Here is a 22803-nt window from a genome sequence, read left to right on the forward strand (position 1 = left end):
ATGAACGCCCTGATCGCCTTCTCGCTGCGCCAGCGCGTGCTGGTGGTGCTGCTGTTCGTCGTGATGCTCGGCGTCGGCTACGGCGCCTACACGCAGCTCAACATCGAGGCCTACCCGGATCCGGTCCCGCCGCTCGTCGACGTGATCACCCAGAACCCGGGCCAGTCGGCCGACGAGATCGAGCGCTACATCACCATTCCCCTGGAGGTGGCGCTCGCCGGCATCCCGAACGCCCAGGTGGTCCGGACAATCTCGCTGTTCGGCCTCTCGGACGTGAAGGTCCAGTTCAACTACGAGTACACGTACGAGCAGGCGCTGCAGCGGGTCCTCAACCGCCTGTCGCAGGCCCCGACGCTGCCCAACGGCGCCACGCCGCAGATCTCGCCGACGAGCCCGGTGGGCGAGATCATGCGCTACAAGCTCGTCGGCCCGGCCGGCTACTCGCCCATGGACATGAAGACCCTGCAGGACTGGGTGCTGCAGCGCCGGTTCAAGGCGATCCCCGGCGTCGTCGACGTCACGGCCTTCGGCGGCAAGGCCAAGGAGTACGAGGTCGCGGTCGACCTGAACCGCCTCCAGGCCCAGGGCCTGACCCTGGTGCAACTGACCAACGCGCTGAACAACGCCTCGATCAACGTCGGCGGCCAGACGCTGAACGTCGGGCAGCAATCGGCGGTGGTGCGCGGCATCGGCCTGATCCGCGACATGGACGACATCCGGGACACGATGATCAGCCTCGTCAACGGCACCCCGGTGCTGGTGCGGGACGTGGCGGAGGTGCGCGTGTCGAACGCCCCGCGCCTCGGCATCGTCGGCCACGACAACCAGCCCGACATCGTCGAGGGCATCGTGCTCATGACCCGCGGCGGCAAGAGCCTGCCGACGCTGGAGCGGGTCGAGGCCGAGATCGACAAGATCAACAGCTCCACGATCCTGCCGCCCGACGTGAAGATCGAGCGGATCTACGACCGCTCGGGCCTGATCCACACCACCACCCACACGGTGATGCACAACCTCGTCTTCGGCGTGGTGCTGGTCTTCGTGGTGCAGTGGCTGTTCCTCGGCTCGCTCACCAGCGCGATCATCGTGGCGGCCACGATCCCGTTCGCGCTCGGCTTCGCGATCCTGATCCTGGTTGTGCGCGGCGACTCGGCCAACCTCCTGTCGCTCGGCGCGATCGATTTCGGCCTGATCGTCGACGCGACCGTGATCATGGTGGAGAACGTCTTCCGCCACATCGCCGAGCCCGACCACGTGAAGGGCGAGGCTCCGCCCAGCGGCCTGACGGGCCGGCTCGGCACCATCGCGGTCGCCGGCCGCGAGGTGAACCGGGCGATCTTCTTCTCGGCGACCATCATCATCGTCGGCTTCCTGCCGCTGTTCACGATGACCGGTGTCGAGGGCCACATCTTCGGGCCGATGGCCAAGACCTACGCGTACGCGCTGCTGGGCGGCCTGCTCGCGACCTTCACGGTCTCGCCCGCGCTCTCGGCCCTGATGCTGCCGAAGAAGCTCGAGGAGCGCGACACCCTGATCGTGCGGGTGCTGCGCGTCGGCCACGAGGCGGCTCTGCGCTTCGGCCTGCGCAACCGCGTCCTGGCGATCGCCGTGATGCTGGCGGTGCTCCTGGTTTCGGGCCTCACGGCCCGCAATCTCGGCCTCGAGTTCCTGCCGCGTCTCGAGGAGGGCAACCTCTACGTGCGCGGGACGATGCCGTCCTCGATCTCGCTGGAGGCCGGCAACGCCTACGTCCAGCGCATGCGCAAGATCTTCCAGGAGGTTCCGGAGGTCACCACCGTCCTGTCGCACCAGGGCCGCCCGAACGACGGCACCGACGCCACCGGCTTCTTCAACGTCGAGATCCTGGCGCCGCTCAAGCCGATCGACCAGTGGCGCAAGGGCCTCGACAAGGAGACGCTGATCCAGGACCTCAGCAAGAAGCTGGAGGCGGAATTCCCCGGCATCGAGTTCAACTTCTCGCAGTATATCGAGGACAACGTCCAGGAAGCGGCCTCGGGCGTGAAGGGCGAGAACTCGGTCAAGATCTACGGCAACGACCTCGCCCAGCTCACCAAGACCGCCAACGCCGTCAAGGCCGCGCTCGCCACCGTCCCGGGCGTCACCGACCTGTCGGTGTTCGAATCCCTCGGCCAGCCGACGGTGCGGATCGACGTCGACCGCCACAAGGCCGCGCGCTACGGCCTGTCGATCGGCGACGTGAACACCACGATCCAGGCGGCGATCGGCGGCCAGACCGCGGGCGACCTCTACGAGTACGGCTCCGACCGCCACTTCCCGATGCGGGTGCGGCTCGCCAAGGAGTACCGCTCCTCGCTCGCGGGCATCCGCAACATCGCGGTCGGCGCCCAGAACCCCAACGGCGGCGTGATCCAGGTGCCGCTCTCCGAGATCGCCGACGTCGACCTCGTCTCCGGCGCCTCGTTCATCTACCGCGAGGACCAGCAGCGCTATATCCCGGTGAAGTTCTCAGTGCGCGGCCGCGACCTCGGCAGCGCCGTGCTGGAGGCCCAGCGCAAGGTCGCCGATGCGGTCGACCTGCCGCCGGGCTACCGGCTGGAATGGGTCGGGCAGTTCACCAACCTGAAGGAGGCGGCCGCTCGCCTCAGCCTCGTGGTGCCGATCACGCTGCTGCTGATCGCGCTGCTGCTCTACATCAACTTCTCGTCGGTGGCCGACATGCTGCTGACCCTGTCGGTCATCCCGATGGCGATGATCGGCGGCATCTTCGCCCTGGCGCTGACCGGCACGCCGTTCTCGATCTCGGCGGCGATCGGCTTCATCGCGCTGTTCGGGATCTCGACCATGGAGGGCGTGATCCTGCTCGCCTACTACAACCAGCTGCTCGACGAGGGCTGGAAGCCGCAGGAGGCGGTCTGGCACGCCGCCGTGGTGCGCATGCGCCCGGTGATGATGACCTGCGTGGCGGCCTGCGTCGGCCTGCTGCCGGCCGCGGTCTCCACCGGCATCGGCTCGCAGGTGCAGAAGCCGCTGGCGCTCGTGGTGGTGGGCGGCATCATCCTGGCGCCGAACCTGATCCTCGTGATCGTCCCGGTGCTGATCTCCCTGTTCTCCCGGCGTCGCCCGAACCCGGACGCCAAGGCGCGGCCCGCGCACCGGGCCGCCGCGTGAGCCGGCTCAGGAGCGCGCGCGGCGAGGCCGTCGTGGCCCCGCCCGTTGCAGGGGCGCCACAAAGGCCTCGCCGCGCGCGCCATCTGGGAACGGTCGGATTGACTTGGCAGCGGGTCGCGCCGCTCTACCGAGGTGAGCTTTTCGGGGGCGGGATGGTGAGCTTTGCGCCGAGACGGTGCGGACGGGCGACCGCGTGGCTGGCGGCCTCCCTCGGCCTGTCGGCCTGCGCGGTCGGCCCGAACTACGTGGCGCCCGAGGCTCCGCCGGTCGGCCGCTACACCAAGGAACCGCTGCAGAATCCCTCCGCGGCCGACAAGATCCGGACCCGGCAGGGCGGCTCGGCCGACCAGAGCTTCGTCTCCGGCGCCGATATTCCTGGCTCGTGGTGGACCCTGTTCCACTCGAAGGCGCTGAACCGCCTCGTCGAGCAGGCGCTCGCCAACAACCCGACGCTGGAGGCGGCGCAGGCCTCCCTGCGGGTGGCGCAGCAGAACGTGCTCGCCCAGAAGGGCACGCTCTACCCGAGCCTGACCGCGACGCCGCAGATCCAGGGGGCGCAGGCGCCCGGCCTCGACCTGCAATCGCCCCTCAACAACCAGAACCAGTATCTCTACAGCCTGTCCACGCCGCAGGCGGTGGTCTCGTACAATCCCGACGTGTTCGGCGGGAACCGCCGGCAGATCGAGTCCCTGGAGGCCACCACCGAGAACCAGCGGTTCCAGCTGGAAGCGGCCTACCTGAGCCTGACCGCCAACGTCGTCGCCGCCGCGATCCAGGAAGCGTCCCTGCGCGCGCAGATCGACGCGACCCGCAAGGTGATCCAGGCGCAGACCGAGGTGCTGCAGCTCTACAACAAGCAGCTGTCGCTGGGTCAGATCGCCGGGGCCGACGTGGTGCAGCAGCAGGCGGCGCTGGCGCTGTCGCAGCAGCTGCTGCCGCCGCTGGAGAAGGCGCTCGCCCAGCAGCGCAACCTGCTGACCGCGCTGGCAGGACGCCTGCCCTCCGACGAGGTCTCCGAGACCTTCGACCTCGCCGCCCTGCGCCTGCCGACCCGGCTTCCGGTGAGCCTGCCCTCGCGGCTCGTGCAGCAGCGGCCCGACGTGAAGGCGGCGGAGGCCCTGGTGCAGCAGGCGAGCGCCAATGTCGGCGTCGCGGTGGCGAACCGCCTGCCGCAGTTCAGCCTGACCGCCACGGGCGGCTCCAGCGCCACGCGGATCGCGCAGGTGACCAGTCCGGGCGCGGCGTTCTTCACGATCATCGGGCAGGCGACGGCGCCGATCTTCGATGCCGGCACCCTGTTCCGGCGCCAGCGCGCCGCCGAGGAATCGCTGACGGAGGCGCAGGCGCAGTACAAGGCGACGGTGATCACCGCCTTCCAGAACGTCGCGGACGCGCTGCGGGCGCTCCAGGCCGACGCGAAGGCCGTGGCCGCTGCCGACGCCGCGGTGAGCGCCACGAACCAGAGCCTCGCGCTGATCCGCAAGCAGTACACCGCCGGGGCGATCACCTCCTCGCAGGTGCTGATCGCCCAGCAGGGCTATCTCTCGGCGCTGGTGACCTCGGCGGCGGCGCGGGCCACCCAGTACGCCGACACCGCCGCCCTGTTCGTGGCCCTGGGCGGCGGCTGGTGGAACCGCGCCGACGTGGCGCCGCCCCCGCCCGAGAAGGACCCGCTGAAGTTCCTCTGACGGGGTCGCGTCAGGTGTACATCGCGATGGCGTCCTGCAGCATCTGGTCGGTGGTGCTCATGACCTTGGTGTTGGCCGTGTAGGCCTGCTGGGTCTCGATCATCTTCGAGAACTGATCCGAGATCCCGGCATTCGACTGCTCCACCGAGCCGGCCGTGACGGTCGCGCCGTTGAGGCCGTAGCTCGGCGTCCCGGACTGGCCGGTGGCCACGTAGGTGCCGCCGTCGAGGGAGGCGAGGTTGTCCTGCATGCCGAACTGCGCCAGCTGCAGCGTGCCGAGGGCCAGGGTGCTGCCGTCCGCGGCCGTGCCCGTGAGGGTGCCGGCGGGCGAGACCGCGAGGCTCGCCAGGGTGCTGGCGCCGGTCGGGACCTGCACGGGGGTCGTCGCCGAGGGGCCGGCGAACAGGTAGTAGCCCGCGCCGTTGGAGAGGTAGCCGCTGGCGTCCGGCGCGAAGTCGCCGCGCCGGGTGTAGCCGGTATCGCCGCCGAAGGCCGGGCTGTCCGGCGTCCCGGTGTTCTTCTTGACGATGAAGTAGCCGTTGCCCGAGATCGCGAGGTTGGTCGACACGCCGGTCGACTGCATCGTGCCCTGGATGTTGAGGCTGTTGCGCGTGCTCGGCAGCACGCCCCCGGCCAGCTGCGTGCTGTCGCCGGTCTCGGCCAGCATGTCGGCGAACCGCGTCTCGGTGGACTTGAAGCCCACCGTCTGGGTGTTGGCGATGTTCCCCGAGATGTTGTTCAGGGCCAGCGACTGCGCCGAGGCGCCGGAAATCGAGTTCGAGAGCGCAGTGAAAAGGCCCATCGGGGTCTCCGTTCGCCGGAGCGGCACGGTCCCCGATCCGACGGAGGCCGATAAGAGCCCGATATGGTTAACCGACGGTGTGTGACCGCGTGTTGCTGGGTCGGCGCGCCGCTCGCGCGACGCCGGCGGAGCGGTCACGCCCCGAGGACGCTCAGCACGATCTCCCGTCGGTGCGGCCGGTCGCGGTGCTCGATCAGGTAGATCCCCTGCCACGTGCCGAGCGCCAGCGCCCCGCCGACCAGCGGGATGGTCAGGGCCGAATCGGTGACCAGGGTGCGGATATGGGCCGGCATGTCGTCCGGCCCCTCGGCGCCGTGGACGTAGCCGGCCTGCCGCGGCGCGAACCCGTCCAGCGCGGTCATCAGGTCGGTCTGGACGTCGGGGTCGGCATTCTCCTGGATGGTCAGCGAGGCCGAGGTGTGCCGGCAGAACACCGTGACGAGCCCGTCCCGGACGCCGCTGCCGCGCACGAACTCGGCCACCGCCGCGGTGAAATCCGTGAAGCCCGGCCCCGGGGTCGCGACGGTGAGGCGGCCGCTGGCGTGGCGCGCCACCGGGCCGGAGGCCAGCGCCTCGACCGGCCCGATCCTGCCGTGTCCCTGCCTCATGCGGTCTTCTCCATCAGCGTCGCGCCCGGCGCGATCTCGCGCTCGCCCCGGGTGAGGATCCGTTCGAGCACGTCGATCCGGTCGGCCTCCGCGGGCGGCTTGTCCCAGCGGATGCGGCTGACCCGGGGGAAGCGCATGGCCACGCCCGACTTGTGCCGGGTCGAGCGCTGCACGCCCTCGAAGGCGATCTCGAGGACGAGCCCGGCCTCGCGGCCGTGGGCGACCTCGCGCACCGGGCCGAAGCGCTTGGTGGTGTTGTTGCGGACGTAGCGGTCGAGCTTGGCGAGCTCGGCGTCGGTGAAGCCGTGATAGGCCTTGCCCACCGGCACCAGCTCGTCGCCGCCCTCGGGCGCCTCCCGCCAGACCCCGAACGTGTAGTCCGAGTAGAAGGACGAGCGCTTCCCGTGCCCGCGCTGGGCATACATCATCACGGCGTCGACGATGTGCGGCTCGCGCTTCCACTTCCACCACGGCCCCTTGGGGCGTCCCGGCAGGTAGGGGCTGTTGAGGCGCTTGAGCATCACGCCCTCGATGGCGTCGGCATCCGCGCCGGCGCCCACCGAGGCCGGATCCGCCCGGGCGGCCGCCAGGGCCTCCCAATCCGCGAAGGGCACGAGCGGCGAGATGTCGATCCGCGCGTGGTCGAGGCGCGTGACCAGCGCCTCCAGCTTCTGCCGCCGTGTTGCGAACGGCTCCCCGCGCAGATCGTCGCCCTCCAGGGTGAGGAGGTCGTAGGCCCGCACGTGGGCCGGGAACTCCTCAAGGAGCTTGCCCGTCACGGCCTTCCGGTTCAGGCGCTGCTGCAGCACGTTGAAGCTCTGCACCCGCCGCTCGCGGAGAATCAGCAGCTCGCCGTCGAGGGCGCCCGCGAAGGTGATGGCCTCGGCGAGGTCCGGGAACGCCCCGGTGATGTCCTCGCCGGTGCGGGAATAGACCTTCCCAACCTGCTGGCCGGCCCGATCGAGACCGCCGACGAGCTGGACGCGGATGCCGTCCCACTTCCACTCGGCCGAGAAGGCCTCGGCCTCCAGCTTCTCGAGGTCGGCCTCCTCCTCGATCGGGTGCGACAGCATCGGCGGCCGGAACGGCGCGGGGTTCAGGGTCTCGGGCCGCTCGGCCCGGCCCTCGACCCAGGCGAACAGAGTCTCGAAGGGCGGGGTCAGGCCGTGCCAGACCTCCTCGACGGCGTCGGCGTCGTGGCCGCCCAGCGCGCCGACCGCCGTCTTGGCGAGTCGCGCCGACACGCCGACCCGCAGGTTGCCGGTGACGAGCTTCAGGAGCGCCCAGCGCCCGGTCTCGTCGAGGGCGTCGAGCCAGTCCGCGAGATGGCGGGGCAGCTCGCGCTTGGGGATGGTCGCGAGGGTCTCCACGACCTCGGCCAGGGTCGGGACGTGGGGCGGCGGATTGTTGTGGCCGGGGCCCGGCTCCCGCGGCGCCTCCGTCGGTCCCGGCCAGATCAGCGCCGTCGTCTCCGCGAGGTCGCCCACGTAGTTGTGCGAGAGCCGGAACAGCACCGGGTCGATCCGTTCCTCCACCAGCCCGCGGATCAGGGCCGGCTTGGCCTCGCGGAAGCTCAGCGTGCCGGTCATGGCGCCCAGCGCGTAGCCGCGCTCGGGGTCGGGCGTGCGCGCGAAGTAGTCCTGGAGCATGCGCAGCTTCGCGTTGCGGCGCGGCTCGTAGGCGAGGCGGTCGAGGAGATGGGCGAACTCGTTCACGCGGCCGCCTCCGCCTCAGAGCTCGCCTCCGAGGTCCCCTCGACCTCGCCGTCATCGCCGTAGCCGAGCAGGTGGAGCGGCTTCGCCCGGATGCCCTGCGTCCCGCACCAGTGGACCAGCGCGTCCTCCTGCCCGTGCGTCACCCAGACCTCCCCGGCGCCGGTGTCGCGGATGGTGCGGCACAGGTCAGGCCAGTCGGAATGGTCGGAGATCACCAGCGGCAGCTCGACGCCCTTCTGGCGGGCGCGGGCGCGCACCCGCATCCAGCCCGAGGCGAAGCAGGTCACCGGGTCGGGGAATTTGCGGGACCACAGGTCCTGGATCGACGAGGGCGGGCAGAGAACGATCGCCCCGTGCAGGTCCTTGCGCTCGGCGGCCACGACCTTGGGCGTGTCGCCCAGCGGCACGCCCTCCTCCTTGTACAGCGTGGTGAGCTTCTCCATGGCGCCGTGCAGGTGGATCGGGCGGTCCCAGCCCTCCTCGCGCAGGAGCGCCATCACCCGCTGCGCCTTGCCGAGCGCGTAGGCCCCCACGATGTGGGCGCGCTCCGGGAACAGTCTGACCGATTCGAGGAGCTTGCGGACCTCGCCCCGCGTGTCGGGGTGGGTGAAGACCGGCAGGCCGAAGGTCGCCTCGGTGATGAACACGTCGCAGGGCACGACCTCGAACGGCAGGCAGGTCGGGTCCGGCGCGCGCTTGTAGTCGCCCGAGACCACGACGCGGACGCCGTCCCGCTCGATGGCGATCTGCGCCGAGCCGAGCACGTGGCCGGCCGGGGCGAAGCGCACGGTGACGTCGCCGACGCGGAGCGCCGCCCCGAGCGGCGCCTCCTGCCGCTGGCGGCAGAAATCCGCGCCGTAGCGCACCGCCATGATTCGCAGGGTCTCGGGCGTCGCCAGCACGTGGCCGTGGCCCGCGCGGGCGTGGTCGGCGTGCCCGTGGGTGATGAGCGCGCGCTCCACCGGCCAGGTCGGATCGACGTGGAAGCGCCCGAGGGGGCAGTAGAGACCCTCGCGGGTCAGGGTGAGGAGATCGCTGGCGCGTATCGGCATCGGGTCCGTGCTGCCGGTGGAGTCCGCCGGTGGCCCCGGTATATAGGCGCCCCCGAATCGGCAGACGCATGGCCTCGCAGCTCAGTTCCGGCGACCTCCTCGCCGATCGCCGCTACCGCTACGCCGAGGCCTGCCTCGCCGACGGCGACCACGCGGGCGCCGCCGACCTCGCCGAGCAGGCCCTGGAGCGCGCCCCGCGCTACGCGCCGGCCTGGCTCCTGCTGGGCCGGGCGCGCGCGGGTCTGGCCGCCTCCGGCACCGATCCGGCCCTGCGCGACGCGGCGGCGCAGGCCTACGCCCGCGCCCTCGACATCGATCCCGAGGACCGGCTGGGCGTGCGCGCGCATCTCGTCCGCCTGGGCGGCGGCGACACCCTCCCGGTCCTGTCGCCGGCCTATGTCCGCGCCCTGTTCGACGACTACGCGCCGCGCTTCGAGCGCCACCTCGTGGAGGGCCTCGGCTATGTCGGCCCGCAGCTCGTCCGCGACGCCCTGCCGCGCGTTCCGGAGCGCTTCGCGGTCGCCCTCGATCTCGGCTGCGGCACGGGGCTGATGGGCGAGGTCGTGCGCGACCGAGTCGATTATCTCACCGGGATCGACCTCTCCCCCGGGATGCTGGCGCTGGCGCGGACCAAGACGGCGCGGGGTCGGCCGCTCTACGAGCGCCTCGTCGAGGGCGACGTCGCCGCCGCCCTGGCCGACCTGCCGGAGGCCTCGGCCGACCTCTGCCTCGCCGCGGACGTCCTGATCTACGTCGCGGACCTGGCGTCGTTCCTGGCGGGCGTGGGGCGGGTCCTGCGGCCCGGCGGCCTCGGTGCCTTCACGGTGCAATCCCACGACGGCCCCGGCTCCGTCCTGGGCGAGGACGGCCGCTACGCCCACGCGGATGCCCATCTGGCGGCGATGGCCGCCGTGTCCGGCTTGGAACGGCTGGCGGCGAGGCCCGCGGAAGTCCGGCGGGAGGGAGGACGGCCGGTACCGGGGCGCGTCGTTGTGTTGCGGCGCACATCGGCATGAAACCGCTCCGCTATTCGTCCATTGTCAGTCGACCGCGACTGGGCGCGGCGGCTCGATCGGGGGATCAGCATGGCGGAATACGGAAGTCGGACAGGCGGTGCAGCACCGGAGCGGAAACCTGAGCCTCCAGCCGACAAGTCGTTTCCCGCCGACCCGCGAACCCGAATTCCCTTCGCGATCGCCCTGGCGGCGCTCGCGGGCTGCGCCGACTCCATCGGCTTCCTGGAATTCTCGCAGCTCTTCATGTCGTTCATGTCGGGCAACACCACCCGCTTCGGCGTGGCGGTGGCCAACGGCGACTGGGAGAATGTCAGCCGCGTCGCCAGCACCATCTGCATGTTCTGCTTCGGCGCCTTCCTGGGGACGCTGATCGCCGCCTGGGTCGGGCGCTGGCGCCTCGCCGTGCTGCTCACGCTCCAGGCCCTGCTGCTCGCCGGCGGCCTGCTGATGCCCTGGGGTACCTTCGCCTACCCGCTGCACGCCTACCCGATCGTCCTGGCGCTGGGCCTCCAGAACGCGACGCTGCAGGACGAGGGCGGCCGCTCCCTGGCGCTCACCTACGTCACGGGCGCCGTGGTGCGTTTCGGCACGGGCTGCGCCAACCTGCTGCTCGGCACGGTGGCGCCCTCCTTCTGGATCCAGGCGCCGCTCTGGGCCGGACTGAGCACCGGCGCGGTCGTGGGTGGCCTGCTCGACATGCGCTACGGCGAATCGGCCTTCCTGTTCCCGGCGGCTCTGGCCGCCATCCTGGCCCTGATCGCGATCGCCCTCACCGTCGCCAAGCCGGGCAGCACCCTGGTCGCCGGATCGTCCCCGGCACCCGATGCCAGCCCGAAGGCCGAGGTCATCGACGCGATCCACTGAGACCCGACCGGGGCAGGTGGGGTCAGCCGTCGGAATCCCGGATGCTGCCCCGGCCCTGCTTGATCGCGGCGCGGCTCTTCTTCGCGCCGATGCGCCGCTCCTGCGAGCCCCGGGTCGGCTTCGTGGGCCGGCGGATCGGCGGCGGCGGCTTGGCCGCCTCCGCCACGAGATCGACCAGCCGCTGCAGCACGTCGGCCCGGTTGCGCTCCTGTGTCCGGTGCCGCTGCCCCGCGAGGACGAGGACGCCGTCCTTGGTCATCCGCCGCCCGGCGAGCCGCGCGAGATTGGCCTTCACCCGCTCGTCGATGGCGGGGGACGCCAGCGCCGCCCAGCGGAGCTGGACGGCGGTCTCGACCTTGTTGACGTTCTGTCCGCCGGCGCCCGAGGCGCGCATGAAGGACAGCTCGATCTCGTCCTCGTCGATGGCGATGCGCGGCGTCACCCGCAGGGGCATGGCGGCCTCCCCGGCAGCGCGATGACGGCGCGCGGGCGGATGCGGATCGGCGGCTCCATCACCATATCTGTCCTGTGGTTCCCGCCCCGCTCACCGCGCCCCGTCGGAGCGATCTCCGGCAACCTCCCGGACGGAGCGACCCGGGCCGCGCCGCCGGTCGCCGCGCGTCGGCTCAGGCCGCCTCGGCCGGCGTGCGGGCGCGCAGCGCCAGGGCGTGCAGGCCCCGCTTGAACGCGTCGTCGAGCAGCGCGTTCACCAAGCGGTGCCGCTCGACGCGGCTCTTGCCCTCGAACGCCGACGCGACGATGTCGAGCCGGTAATGGGTCTCGCCCCCCGGCCGCGCTCCGGCGTGGCCGGCATGCAGATGCGACTCGTCGATCACGTCGAGCCGCGCCGGCGCGAGCTGCTCCCGCAGCCGCGCCTCCATCCAGTCCCGCAGGGTGCCGCCCGCGCCCGCACCGTCCGCCATCGTGCCCTCGCGTCGTGTCCGTGGGCGCCGTCAAGCCCGATCCCGCGCATGCGTCATCAGGCCCGGTGCCCTTGTGTCTCAGGTCCGCCCCCTCATAATCGGCCCGTCATGGATCTCAACTCGCGCCTGTTCGACAGCATCCGGATCAAACCGTCCTGCGACGAGCCGAAGGCCGCGGCCGAGGCCGTCTGCGAGAGTCCGGGCTGCACCCATCCGGGCCTCTACAGGGCACCGAAGGGGCGGAAGGCCGAGGGCCAGTACTGGCGCTTCTGCATCGACCATGTCCGCGCCTACAACGCCACCTACAATTACTTCGACGGCATGAACGACGCCGCCGTGCAGGCCTACCAGAAGGACGCGATCATCGGGCATCGTCCGACCTGGGCGATGGGCGTGAACCGGACCGGTCAGGCCAAGCCGGAGAATGAGCCGGCCCGCGACTGGGCCTACGTCGATCCGCTCGGCATCCTGCGCGGCGAGGGCGTCGGCGACGCGCGCCGGCGCGCCCGCCAGCCCGAGGAGCCGCGCAAGCCCAAACACTCGGCGACGGTGCGCCGCGCCCTCGACGTGATGGGCCTCGAGGAGGGGGCGGACTCGGCCGCCATCAAGGCGCAGTACAAGGTGCTGGTGAAGCGCTTCCACCCCGACGCCAACGGCGGCGACCGGTCGTTCGAGGAGCGCCTGCGCGACATCATCCGCGCCCACGACGTGCTCCGCGCGGCGGGTCTCTGCTGAGCGGCACGAACGATGCACGCCGGTTCGCAGCCAGGATAGGGCAAACCGCGCGGGGCGACCCTATATGGGATCCATGCCGGTCGGTGGCGCGCGAGCGCGCCGCCGTCTAAGGATGGCTCCGCCCCGCCGCGGAGGCCCGGCTCGACGTTCTTCCGCGCGGATGCTTCACTGTTTGGGAGTGGAGCGCCCGCGCCTCACGAGGTTCCGAATGCTCTCTGACGCTACGCCCGCCGCGCTGCCCGATCGCACCGTCTCCGTCCGCGATGTCTTCGGCATCGACCTCGACCTCAAGGTCCCGGCCTTCGCCGAGCCCGAGGAGCACGTGCCGGATGCCGACCCGGACTACATCTTCGACCGGGAGACGACGCTGGCGATCCTGGCCGGCTTCGCCCGCAACCGTCGCGTGATGGTCACCGGCTATCACGGCACCGGCAAGTCGACCCACATCGAGCAGGTGGCCGCCCGGCTGAACTGGCCGTGCATCCGGATCAACCTCGACAGCCACGTCTCGCGCATCGACCTCGTCGGCAAGGACGCCATCGTCCTGCAGGACGGCAAGCAGGTCACCGCCTTCCAGGACGGCATCCTGCCCTGGGCGCTGCAGAACAACGTCGCCCTCGTGTTCGACGAGTACGATGCCGGCCGCCCGGACGTGATGTTCGTGATCCAGCGCGTGCTGGAGCTCTCGGGCCGGCTGACGCTGCTCGACCAGAAGCGCGTGATCCGCCCGCACCCGGCCTTCCGGCTGTTCGCCACCGCCAACACGGTGGGCCTGGGCGACACGTCGGGCCTCTATCACGGCACCCAGCAGATCAACCAGGGCCAGATGGACCGCTGGTCGATCGTCACCACGCTCAACTACCTGCCGCACGACCGCGAGGTCGACATCGTGCTCTCGAAGGCGACCCATTACCGGGGCGACCAGGGCCGCGACATCGTCAACCGGATGGTGCGCGTGGCGGACCTGACCCGCAACGCCTTCATGAACGGCGACCTCTCGACCGTCATGAGCCCGCGCACGGTGATCACCTGGGCCGAGAACGCCGACATCTTCAAGGATATCGGCTTCGCGTTCCGGGTGACCTTCCTCAACAAGTGCGACGAGCTGGAGCGGACGCTGGTGGCCGAGTTCTACCAGCGCGCCTTCGGCAAGGAGCTGCCCGAGAGCGCGGTGAACGTCGCGCTGAGCTGACCCGCATGGAGGACGCGATGGCGCATCCGGCCCCCGCGCGCGAGGACGCCCCGGCGACTGCGCATGCCCGGGGACGGACGCGCCACGCGGACGATCTCTACACCTGGGTTCAGGAGCAGGTGGCCCTGCTCCGCGCCGGCCGGGTGGACGCGCTCGACCTCGACAACATCGCCGAGGAGCTGAGCGACGTGGGCCTGAGCGAGTATTACCGGCTCCAGAGTGCGGTCGAAATCATTATCCTTCACATGCTGAAGTGGGACCATCAGCCGGAACGGCGAAGCCGCAGTTGGGCACTCAGCATCGCCGAGCATCGGGAGCGCGCCACGATCCAACTGCGGAAGAGCCCGGGCCTGAAGTCGAGCCTCAATGAGATTCGGCACGACAGCTTCCGGCTCGGTCGCCTCGGGGCAGCCCGGCAGATGAAGCGCTCGCCCAAAACCCTGCCCGCGGACTGTCCCTACAGCTGGGATGAGATCCTGAACCGCCCCTTCGCGTTCGAGGACGACCGGTAGCGCTGATGTCCATCTCCAACCGCAAACCCGGCGAGCGCCGCGAACCCGTGGCCGAGCCCCTGAAGCGCTCGGTGGCCGGGTGCCTGCGCGCCATCGCCCGGCGCTCCGAGGTCGAGGTCACCTACGCCACCGACCGGCCGGCGCTGACCGGCGACAAGGCCCGCCTGCCCGAGCCCCCGCGCAAGCTCTCGGCGCAGGACGTCGCGGTGCTGCGCGGCAACGCCGACGCCATGGCGCTGCGGCTCGGCTGCCACGACGTCGCCGTCCACCGCCGCCTCGCCCCCGAGAACAGCGCCGCCCGGGCGGTCTACGACGCGGTGGAGCAGGCGCGCGTGGAGGCGATCGGCTCGCGCCGGATGGCGGGCGTCGCCAGCAACATCTCGGCGATGCTGGAGGACCGCTATCACCGGGGCGGCAAGTACGAGACCATCACCGACCGGGCCGACGCCCCGATGGAGGACGCCGTCGCCCTGATGGTGCGCGAGCGCCTGACCGGCCAGAAGCCGCCCGAGGCCGCCACCAAGATCGTCGATCTGTGGCGGGAGCACATCGAGGCCAAGGCCGGCCCGAACCTCGACGGGTTACTCGGCTCGATCGAGGACCAGCGCAAGTTCGCCCGCTCGGTGCGCGAGCTCCTCACCTCCCTCGACATGTCGGACGAGACGCCGTTCGACGCCGAGGACGACGAGAACGACGACGAGAACGACGCCCAGGACGACGAGCAGAACCCCAGCGAGGGCGATTCGGAGGAGAAGAGCCAGGGCGAGCGCGCCGAGATCGAGACCTCCGAGGAGGCCTCCGACGAGATCGAGGAGGGTGCGCAGGAATCCGCCGACGCGCCGTCCGGTGAGTTGCCCGAGGAGGCCGAGGACGCGGAGTCGGAGGAGGCGTCGGAGGCCTCGCGCCCGCCGCAGCGGCAGGGCAACGAGGCGCGCGGGCCCGAGTACCGGGTGTTCAATCCGCGGTTCGACGAGGTCATCCACGCCGAGGAGCTGTGCGACGCCGACGAGCTGTCGCGCCTGCGCTCCTACCTCGACAAGCAGCTCTCGCATCTGCAGGGCGTGGTCGGCCGGCTCGCGAACCGGCTGCAGCGGCGATTGCTCGCCCAGCAGAACCGCGCCTGGGATTTCGACCTGGAGGAGGGTCAGCTCGACCCGGCGCGGCTGGTCCGCGTGGTCATCGACCCCTACCAGCCGCTCTCCTTCAAGCAGGAGAAGGACACGAATTTCCGCGACACGGTGGTGACGCTGCTCCTCGACAATTCGGGCTCCATGCGCGGCCGGCCGATCACCGTGGCGGCGACCTGTGCCGACATCCTGGCGCGGACGCTGGAGCGCTGCGGCGTGAAGGTGGAGATCCTGGGCTTCACCACCCGGGCCTGGAAGGGCGGCCAGAGCCGCGAGGCGTGGCTCGCCGCCGGCAAGCCGCCGAATCCCGGGCGCCTGAACGACCTGCGCCACATCGTCTACAAGTCGGCCGACGCGCCCTGGCGGCGCGCGCGCAAGAACCTCGGGCTGATGATGCGCGAGGGGCTGCTCAAGGAGAACATCGACGGCGAGGCGCTCGACTGGGCGCACAAGCGCCTGCTCGGGCGGCCGGAGCAGCGCAAGATCCTGATGGTGATCTCCGACGGCGCGCCGGTGGACGACTCGACCCTGTCGGTGAATGCCGGCAACTACCTCGAGCGGCACCTGCGCTGGATGATCGAGGAGATCGAGACGCGCTCGCCCGTGGAGCTCCTCGCCATCGGCATCGGCCACGACGTGACCCGCTACTACCGCCGCGCCGTGACGATCATCGACGCCGAGGAGCTCGGCGGGGCGATGACCGAGAAGCTGGCCGAGCTGTTCGAGGAGGACGGCGCGGCGCCGACCGGCCGCATGCTGCGCGCGGCGGGCGGGCGGCGCTGATCGCCGGTCCGACCTAGCCGCTGCTCTGGCTCTCGGGCCGTCCGATCCGGGGCCTCATCCCGAGGCGCCCGAGCGCCGCGACTGACGCGTCCCGACCGTCACCGCGAGCGAAGCGCAGTGATCCAGGGCGCCCCGACCCCGGTGGGCGCAGCGCCATTGGTCTGCTTCGCTCCGCCCGCGATGACGGCGGCGTCGGAGGCATCGACCGGAGACGGTATGCATGGGACTGTCCGGATCAGTCTGCCTGTCGCGCAAGCGGAAACCGCCGCGGCCCCGAGGGTCACGGCGGTTGAAACCATCCGGTCAGGAACGGTGAAGCCCGACGACTCAGGCCGCGGCGGCCGGGGTCTCGGCGAGCTTCTTGTGGATCTCGCGCTTCAGGAGGCGCGCGGTCTGCGACAGGTCGCCCTCGCCGGCCTTGATCAGGAAGGCGTCGAGGCCGCCGCGGTGCTCCACCGAGCGCAGGGCGTGCGCGGTGACCCGCAGGCGGACACGCTTGCCCAGCGCGTCGGACTGAAGGGTGACGTTGCACAGGTTCGGCAGGAACCGGCACTTGGTCTTGCGGTTCGAGTGGCTCACGAGGTGGCCGACCTGAACGGCCTTGCCGGTGAGTTCGCAGCGGCGCGCCATGATAAAAAACGATCCCGTCTCGTTCCGCCCGGTAGAGACCCGATCGCGGCCGGCGCGATCTTCGTCGCAGCGGGCGGCGCCCGTTGCGTGTTCCAGGTCCGGCGGAGTCCTGTTGAAGGCGCGAGCCTATAGGCGACGAAGGCGCGGTGCGTCAAGGTGCCGACGGGTGCCGGAGCCGCGCCCGACGCCCAACGGTCTGTTAACCACGATGCCGGGATATAGCCTTCTTCCACCTGCAGGAAGGCGCCTCTCCCCGCTCCGTGCGTCGCAGAGGACGCTGGCGAGCGGGTGTGTTCGAGAGGGCGCGTTCGAGCGAGTGTCTTGGCCCGCCCGCCCTGGGATGCGATCCGGATCATGAGCGCCACGCCAGTCCGTCGGATGATCAAGCCGTTGACCGAGCCGTCGACGAAGCACGCTGTCGGGCGGCTCGCGGGCAGCCTCCTCGCGGTCGCGGCCCTCGCGGCCCCGACCGATGCCGGGGCGCGGGTGTCGCGGGCCAAGCGGGCCGCGCCCGCCGCCGCGACCGTGGCGGTCGATTACGGCATCAACCTCGCCGGCCTCCCGATCGGCACGGCGCGCCTCGCCGGCTCCTTCGACCGCGACCGCTACATGATGGACGTGTCGGCGGTGCTCACCGGCCTCGTCGGGGCGATTACCGGCGGGAAGGGCTCCGCCCGGGCCTCGGGCAGCTTCTCGGCCGCGCCGCAGCCCGGCGCCTTCGCCATCGCCACTCAGACGGCGAGTTCCGGCATCGCGGTGCGCATGGCCCTGGCGCACGGCAACGTCGTCCAGGCCGAGATCACGCCGCCGTTGATCGACATGCAGGACCGCGTTCCGGTCACACCGGCCAACAAGCGCGGCATCATCGACCCGGTGAGCGCCCTGCTGATGCCGACCCAGGGGCGCGGCGAGCCCCTCGACCCGGAGAATTGCAACCGGACCCTGCCGGTCTTCGACGGCGCCACCCGCTTCAACGTCGTGCTGAGCTACGCCGAGACCCGCCCGGTGCAGAAGCCCGGCTATGCCGGCCCGGTACTCGTCTGCAACGCCCGCTACCAGGCGGTCGCCGGCCACCGCCCGGACCGGCCGGGGGTGAAGTTCATGGAGGAGAACCGCGAGATGTCGGTCTGGCTCGCCCCCGTCGAGGGGACGCGCGTCCTGATCCCGCTGCGCATCTCGGTGCTCACCACGATCGGCACCAACATCATCGAGGCCACGCGCTGGAGCCAGAGCGGCACGCCGACGACCACCGGCACGGCCGGCACCGGCGTGGCCGGCAACAGCGTCGCGCAGGCGAGCTTGGCCGGGCAGTAGCGCCGCCGCCCAGGCGTTTGACCGGCGGCCGGTTTCCCGGCACCTCGGCGCGGCGCGGCAGCCGCGCGGGGAGGTCAGCAGTGCCCAAGGGCTACATCATCGTCCGGATGACGGTCACCGATCCGGACACCTACAAGGACTACGCCGCCATGGCCTCCGAGGCGATGCGCCGCTACGGCTGCAAGCCGCTGGTGCGCGGCGGCCGGTGCGAGGCCCTGGAGGGCGAGGGCCGTCCGCGCAACGTCGTGCTGGAATTCGAGTCCTACGAGGCGGCGCGCAGCTACTACTTCTCGCCCGAGTACCAGGCCGCGGTGGCCAAGCGCCGGCCGGCGGGAATCGGCGAGGTGGTGCTCGTCGAGGGTGTCGACTGATCGACGTCTGGGTTGCTCCCGGATTCCGCGCGGTCCGCGAAACGCCCCTGGGAGGCGCGGAGCCGGACCTCACCGCTCTCCCGGCTCGCCGTGCCGGTGGGGACGCACGCGGCGAGGCCCGCAGCCGCGCGGGTGGAGGGAATCTTCACGTTCCCGGCGATAATGCCCGGATGTGCTCGCCTGCCCTCCGAATCGCCCTCGCCCTGGCCGCGCTCGCAGGCCCGGCCGCCGCACAGCCCCTGAGCGCCGGATCCGCCGATCCGGGCTGCGGCGGTGACGCCTTCTCGTCGGCCGAAGTGGTCGAGAACAGGCCGCCCCGCCGCGGTCCCCTCGTCGCGACTCCCGACACGCTCTGCGCCGACCTCGCGCCGCAGCCGGGCACCCCGACGACGCAGATCGATATCTACCCGATGATCACGCCGCAGATTGGACCTGGCGGCGGCGGCATCCCATATGGGGGAGGACCGTACCGGCCCTAACGTCCCCGACGCGGCCGGCCGGTCGGACCCGCCTCCCCGCCCGCGCCGCGACGGCGCCGCGACGGCCTTCCCGCTCGAAGGAACCGCCGACCATCGACGCGCTGCTCCGCCCCACGTCCAGTCGCTCGCTGTCCCGCGAGGCCCGCGCCCGCGGCGTCACCGCGGTCCTCGGGCCGACCAACACCGGCAAGACGCATCTCGCCATCGAGCGGATGCTCGCGCACCCGACCGGCATGATCGGGCTGCCCCTGCGGCTGCTCGCCCGGGAGGTCTACCTGCGCGTCGTCGCGAAGGTGGGCCCCGAGAAGGTCGCCCTCGTCACCGGCGAGGAGAAGATCAAGCCGGACCGGCCGCGCTACTGGATCTGCACCATCGAGGCGATGCCGCGGGACCTCGACGTGGCGTTCGTGGCCATCGACGAGATCCAGCTCGCCGCCGACATGGATCGCGGCCACGTCTTCACCGACCGCCTGCTCTACGTCCGCGGCCGGGAGGAGACCCTGCTGATCGGCTCCTCGACCATGCTGCCGCTGGTCCAGGACCTGATCCCCAACGTCCACACCACGACCAGGCCGCGGCTCTCGCAGCTCACCTTCGCGGGGGAGAAGCGGCTGTCGCGGCTGCCCCGGCGCACCGCCATCGTGGCGTTCTCGGCCGAGGAGGTCTACGCGATCGCCGAGCTGATCCGCCGCCAGCGCGGGGGCGCCGCGGTGGTGCTCGGTGCCCTGTCGCCGCGGACCCGCAACGCCCAGGTCGAGATGTACCAGGCGGGCGACGTCGACTACCTCGTGGCCACCGACGCGGTCGGGATGGGCCTCAATCTCGACGTCGATCACGTCGCGTTCGCGGCCAACTGGAAGTACGACGGCACCCGCTTCCGCAAGCTCACGCCCGCCGAGATGGGCCAGATCGCGGGGCGCGCGGGGCGCCACCTCTCGGACGGCACCTTCGGCTCCACCGGCCGCTGCCCGCCGTTCGAGGCCGAGCTGGTGGAGCGGCTGGAGAGCCACGACTTCGATCCCCTGCGCATCCTGCAGTGGCGCAACCCGGATCTCACCTTCGGCAGCCTGGACGGCCTGCAGGCGAGCCTCGACGAGCACCCGCGCGAATCGGGCCTGACCCGCGCCCCGATGGGCGAGGATCAGCAGGCCCTCGAGATCCTCATGAAGGAGGACGACATCCGCGACATGGCGCGCAGCGCCCCCGCGGTGCGCCGCCTGTGGGACGTCTGCGGCGTCCCGGATTACCGCAAGGTCCACCCGCAGGTGCACGCCGACCTCGTGGCCCAGCTCTACCGGTTCCTCATGAAGGGCATGGCGGGCCGCATCCCCGACACGTGGTTCGCCGAGCAGGTCGCGATGATCGACCGGACCGACGGCGACATCGACACGCTGTCCCGCCGGATCGCGCAGGGGCGCACCTGGACCTTCGTGGCGAACCGTCCCGACTGGCTGCGCGACCCAGAACATTGGCAGGGCGAGACGCGTCGGGTAGAGGACAGGCTGTCCGACGCCCTGCACGAACGCCTCGCGAGCCGCTTCGTCGACCGGCGCACAAGCGTCCTGATGCGGCGCCTGAGAGAGAACACGATGCTCGAAGCCCAGATCACCGCCGACGGTGACGTCACCGTCGAGGGTCAGCATGTCGGCCACCTTCACGGATTCCTGTTCGTTCCCGATGCCAGCGCCGAGGGGCACGAGGCAAAGACACTGAGGAGCGCCGCCGAGAAGGCGCTCGCGGGCGAGATCGAGGCGCGGGCCGAGCGATTCGCCGCGGCCGCCGATTCGACCCTCGTGCTCTCGCACGACGGCACGATCCGCTGGACCGGCGCGCCCGTCGCCAAGCTCACGCCCGGCGAGAAGCTGTTCGCCCCGCAGATCCGTCTGCTGGCGGACGACAGCCTGACCGGCGCGCATCGCGAGAAGGTCGAGGGCCGCCTCGACGCGTGGCTGAAGGCCTACATCGTGCGGCTGCTCGGCCCGCTCATGGAGATCGAGACCGCGGCCGACCTCACCGGCCTCGCCAAGGGGATCGGCTACCAGGTGGTCGAGGCGCTCGGCGTCCTGGAGCGCTCGAAGGTGGCGCACGAGATGCGCAGCCTCGACCAGGACGGCCGCGGGGCCCTGCGCCGCCACGGCGTCCGCTTCGGCGCCTACCACATCTTCCTGCCGGCCCTGCTGAAGCCGGCGCCCCGCACGCTCGCGGCCCAGCTCTGGGCCCTGCGCAACGGCGGCCTCGACCAGCGCGGACTCGACGAGATCGCGCATCTCGCCGGCTCCGGCCGCACCTCGATCAAGGTCGATCGCGAGATCGCCAAGGGGCTCTACCGCGCCGCCGGCTTCCGGGTCAGCGGCGAGCGGGCGGTGCGCGTCGATATCCTGGAGCGGCTCGCCGACCTGATCCGCCCGGCGATCGCCTACCGGCCCGGCACCACCCCGGGCGCACCGCCGGACGGCACGGCCGACGGCGACGGCTTCGTGGCCACCGTCGGCATGACCTCGCTGGTCGGCTGCTCGGGCGAGGATTTCGCCTCGATCCTGAAGTCGCTCGGCTACACGGCCGAAGCGCGCCCCGGCCCGGCCATCACGGTGCCGCTCGTCCCCGCCGCCGCCACCGCGCCGGCGGCACCGGCCGTCGCCGCCGAGGCATCCTCCGAGGAGGCCGTCGCCGCGCAGGCGGACGCCGCCGAGCCGGTCGGCGACGAGGTTCCGGACGCCGAGGGCGAGACCGCCGACAACGCCCCCGCGGCCGAGGAAGCCCCGGCCGCCGAAGCCGAGGCGGCGCCCGCCGTGGGCGCGGTTCCGGACGACGCGGCCGGCGCGCCCGTCGAGGAGGCTGCCGCGTCGCCCGCGACCGAGGCCTCCGCGACCGAGGCTTCCGCGACCGACGCGCCCCACGCCGGGGCGGAGCAGCCGGCCGACGGGGTCGCCGAGTCCATCGCCGAGCCCCCGGCCGCATCCGCCGAGGAGACCGCGCCCGAGACCGCCGCCGAGCCGCAGCCCGCCGCGGCCGACACGGCGGACGCCTCGGGTGCCGAGGGCGAGGGTGCCGCCGAGATCCCGCAGATCGAGGTCTGGCGCCTGCAGCGCCACCAGCGCCCGGCTCACCAGCGCCCGCAGAACCGCCCTCGCGGGGGCGGCCGGGGCCGTGACGGCAGCCAGCAGGGCCAGCACCCGGGACAGGGTCGGCCCGAGGGCGGCCGGCCCGAGCAGCGCCGGGCCGAGGGCGACGGCCCGCGTCCCGGCCGGGATCGCGGCCCGCGCCGCGACCGGTTCGAGGGTGGGCGGCCGGAGCGCCGCGACGACCAGCGCAGCGCGGAGCAGCGCCATTCCGGCCCGCGGCCCGACCAGCGGCCGCCGCGGCGCGAGCGGGCGCCCGATCCGGATTCGCCGTTCGCCAAGCTCGCGGCCCTGAAGGCGCAGCTCGAGGCCGGCGACGGCGGGAAGCGCTGACCCGCGGCGGATGCGCGAGGACCGGCAGCGCCTCGACAAGTGGCTGTGGTTCGCGCGGTTCGCGCGGACCCGGTCGCTCGCGGCGCGGCTGGCTTCCGACGGCTTCGTGCGGGTGAACGGCAGCCGGGCCGAGAACCCCGCGAAGGCCATCGGCGTCGGCGACGTGGTGACGGTGGCCGCGCCGCACGCGACGCTGGCGGTGCGGGTGCTCGGTCTCGGCCTGCGCCGCGGCCCGGCGCCGGAGGCGCGGCTGCTCTACGACGACCTGTCGGGCGGTGCCCTGTCGGTCGAGGCCGGCCCGGAGGGGCCATCCGAGTGATGAGGCCGGGCCACAGCGGCCGCGCGAGCGACCCGGCACGAACCCATGCGGCGCCCGCACGCTTGTCAGTC

Annotated in this window: 19 protein-coding genes; 12 read left to right on the forward strand and 7 right to left on the reverse strand. The window is 71.7% G+C overall.

Going from position 1 to position 22803, the window contains the following annotated elements:
* Together J3A75_RS24835 and J3A75_RS24840 are read left to right on the forward strand one after the other, a co-directional pair.
* On the forward strand, positions 1–3150 hold the full coding sequence (locus J3A75_RS24835) for an efflux RND transporter permease subunit (protein ID WP_070999999.1): 3150 nt from the start codon (positions 1–3) through the stop codon (positions 3148–3150).
* A 152-nt stretch (positions 3151–3302) separates the two neighbouring features.
* Positions 3303–4838, forward strand: a complete 1536-nt coding sequence (locus tag J3A75_RS24840; protein WP_029360236.1) for an efflux transporter outer membrane subunit — start codon at positions 3303–3305, stop codon at positions 4836–4838.
* A 10-nt stretch (positions 4839–4848) separates the two neighbouring features.
* On the opposite strand, the gene J3A75_RS24845 is transcribed toward J3A75_RS24840, so the two are convergent.
* From J3A75_RS24845 to J3A75_RS24860, 4 genes are all read right to left on the reverse strand, one after another.
* Positions 4849–5640, reverse strand: a complete 792-nt coding sequence (locus tag J3A75_RS24845; RefSeq protein ID WP_012320624.1) for a flagellar hook basal-body protein — start codon at positions 5638–5640, stop codon at positions 4849–4851.
* Between the two features lie 134 nt (positions 5641–5774).
* Positions 5775–6248 (reverse strand): secondary thiamine-phosphate synthase enzyme YjbQ, encoded by a 474-nt coding sequence (locus J3A75_RS24850; RefSeq protein WP_071000000.1) that lies wholly within the window; start codon positions 6246–6248, stop codon positions 5775–5777.
* Positions 6245–7963, reverse strand: coding sequence for a cisplatin damage response ATP-dependent DNA ligase (locus J3A75_RS24855; RefSeq protein WP_071000001.1), 1719 nt, complete (start codon positions 7961–7963; stop codon positions 6245–6247). Before J3A75_RS24855 ends, J3A75_RS24850 begins: the two co-directional genes overlap by 4 nt.
* Complete coding sequence (locus J3A75_RS24860; protein ID WP_012320627.1) at positions 7960–9015, reverse strand: ligase-associated DNA damage response exonuclease; 1056 nt, start codon at positions 9013–9015, stop codon at positions 7960–7962. The genes J3A75_RS24855 and J3A75_RS24860 overlap by 4 nt, the downstream gene beginning before the upstream one ends.
* A 68-nt stretch (positions 9016–9083) precedes the next feature.
* Here J3A75_RS24860 and J3A75_RS24865 point away from each other — a divergent pair, with 68 nt between their 5' ends.
* Both J3A75_RS24865 and J3A75_RS24870 read left to right on the forward strand, forming a co-directional pair.
* Positions 9084–10031 carry a methyltransferase domain-containing protein gene (locus J3A75_RS24865; protein WP_071000002.1) on the forward strand — a complete coding sequence of 316 codons (948 nt, stop codon included), beginning with the start codon at positions 9084–9086 and terminating at the stop codon, positions 10029–10031.
* A gap of 69 nt (positions 10032–10100) precedes the next feature.
* Positions 10101–10895, forward strand: a complete 795-nt coding sequence (locus J3A75_RS24870; RefSeq protein ID WP_012320629.1) for a YoaK family protein — start codon at positions 10101–10103, stop codon at positions 10893–10895.
* 22 nt (positions 10896–10917) lie between these two features.
* Here the strand turns inward: J3A75_RS24870 and arfB are convergent, their stop codons facing one another.
* Entirely contained in the window at positions 10918–11349 is a 432-nt protein-coding gene (gene arfB, locus J3A75_RS24875) for an alternative ribosome rescue aminoacyl-tRNA hydrolase ArfB (protein ID WP_012320630.1), read from the reverse strand.
* A 172-nt stretch (positions 11350–11521) separates the two neighbouring features.
* Positions 11522–11818 carry a BolA family protein gene (locus J3A75_RS24880; RefSeq protein ID WP_024829170.1) on the reverse strand — a complete coding sequence of 99 codons (297 nt, stop codon included), beginning with the start codon at positions 11816–11818 and terminating at the stop codon, positions 11522–11524.
* Between the two features lie 108 nt (positions 11819–11926).
* Here J3A75_RS24880 and J3A75_RS24885 point away from each other — a divergent pair, with 108 nt between their 5' ends.
* From J3A75_RS24885 to cobT, 4 genes are all read left to right on the forward strand, one after another.
* Positions 11927–12553, forward strand: a complete 627-nt coding sequence (locus J3A75_RS24885) for a J domain-containing protein (protein WP_012320632.1) — start codon at positions 11927–11929, stop codon at positions 12551–12553.
* 208 nt (positions 12554–12761) lie between these two features.
* The gene (gene cobS / locus J3A75_RS24890) at positions 12762–13745 is read left to right on the forward strand and encodes a cobaltochelatase subunit CobS (RefSeq protein WP_071000004.1); all 984 of its coding nucleotides are present in this window, start codon (positions 12762–12764) and stop codon (positions 13743–13745) included.
* A gap of 5 nt (positions 13746–13750) precedes the next feature.
* The gene (locus J3A75_RS24895) at positions 13751–14257 is read left to right on the forward strand and encodes a DUF29 domain-containing protein (protein ID WP_106427843.1); all 507 of its coding nucleotides are present in this window, start codon (positions 13751–13753) and stop codon (positions 14255–14257) included.
* A gap of 5 nt (positions 14258–14262) precedes the next feature.
* Positions 14263–16167, forward strand: a complete 1905-nt coding sequence (cobT, locus tag J3A75_RS24900) for a cobaltochelatase subunit CobT (protein ID WP_024829168.1) — start codon at positions 14263–14265, stop codon at positions 16165–16167.
* A gap of 327 nt (positions 16168–16494) precedes the next feature.
* Here the strand turns inward: cobT and rpmB are convergent, their stop codons facing one another.
* Entirely contained in the window at positions 16495–16797 is a 303-nt protein-coding gene (gene rpmB, locus J3A75_RS24905) for a 50S ribosomal protein L28 (RefSeq protein ID WP_012320636.1), read from the reverse strand.
* A gap of 378 nt (positions 16798–17175) precedes the next feature.
* Between rpmB and J3A75_RS24910 the strand changes: the two genes are divergently transcribed.
* The 4 genes from J3A75_RS24910 to J3A75_RS24925 all read left to right on the forward strand — a co-directional run bounded on the left by J3A75_RS24910 (position 17176) and on the right by J3A75_RS24925 (position 22732).
* Positions 17176–18111 carry a DUF3108 domain-containing protein gene (locus J3A75_RS24910; RefSeq protein WP_012320637.1) on the forward strand — a complete coding sequence of 312 codons (936 nt, stop codon included), beginning with the start codon at positions 17176–17178 and terminating at the stop codon, positions 18109–18111.
* A gap of 80 nt (positions 18112–18191) precedes the next feature.
* A complete protein-coding gene (locus J3A75_RS24915) occupies positions 18192–18482 on the forward strand; it encodes a DUF1330 domain-containing protein (RefSeq protein ID WP_012320638.1) in 291 nt (96 codons plus the stop codon).
* A gap of 580 nt (positions 18483–19062) precedes the next feature.
* A complete protein-coding gene (locus J3A75_RS24920; RefSeq protein ID WP_409518688.1) occupies positions 19063–22413 on the forward strand; it encodes a helicase-related protein in 3351 nt (1116 codons plus the stop codon).
* A 10-nt stretch (positions 22414–22423) separates the two neighbouring features.
* Complete coding sequence (locus J3A75_RS24925) at positions 22424–22732, forward strand: RNA-binding S4 domain-containing protein (protein WP_012320641.1); 309 nt, start codon at positions 22424–22426, stop codon at positions 22730–22732.
* Positions 22733–22803 lie beyond the last annotated feature (71 nt).

This window comes from Methylobacterium sp. PvP105, from assembly GCF_017876975.1.
Classification (GTDB): Bacteria; Pseudomonadota; Alphaproteobacteria; order Rhizobiales; family Beijerinckiaceae; genus Methylobacterium; species Methylobacterium radiotolerans.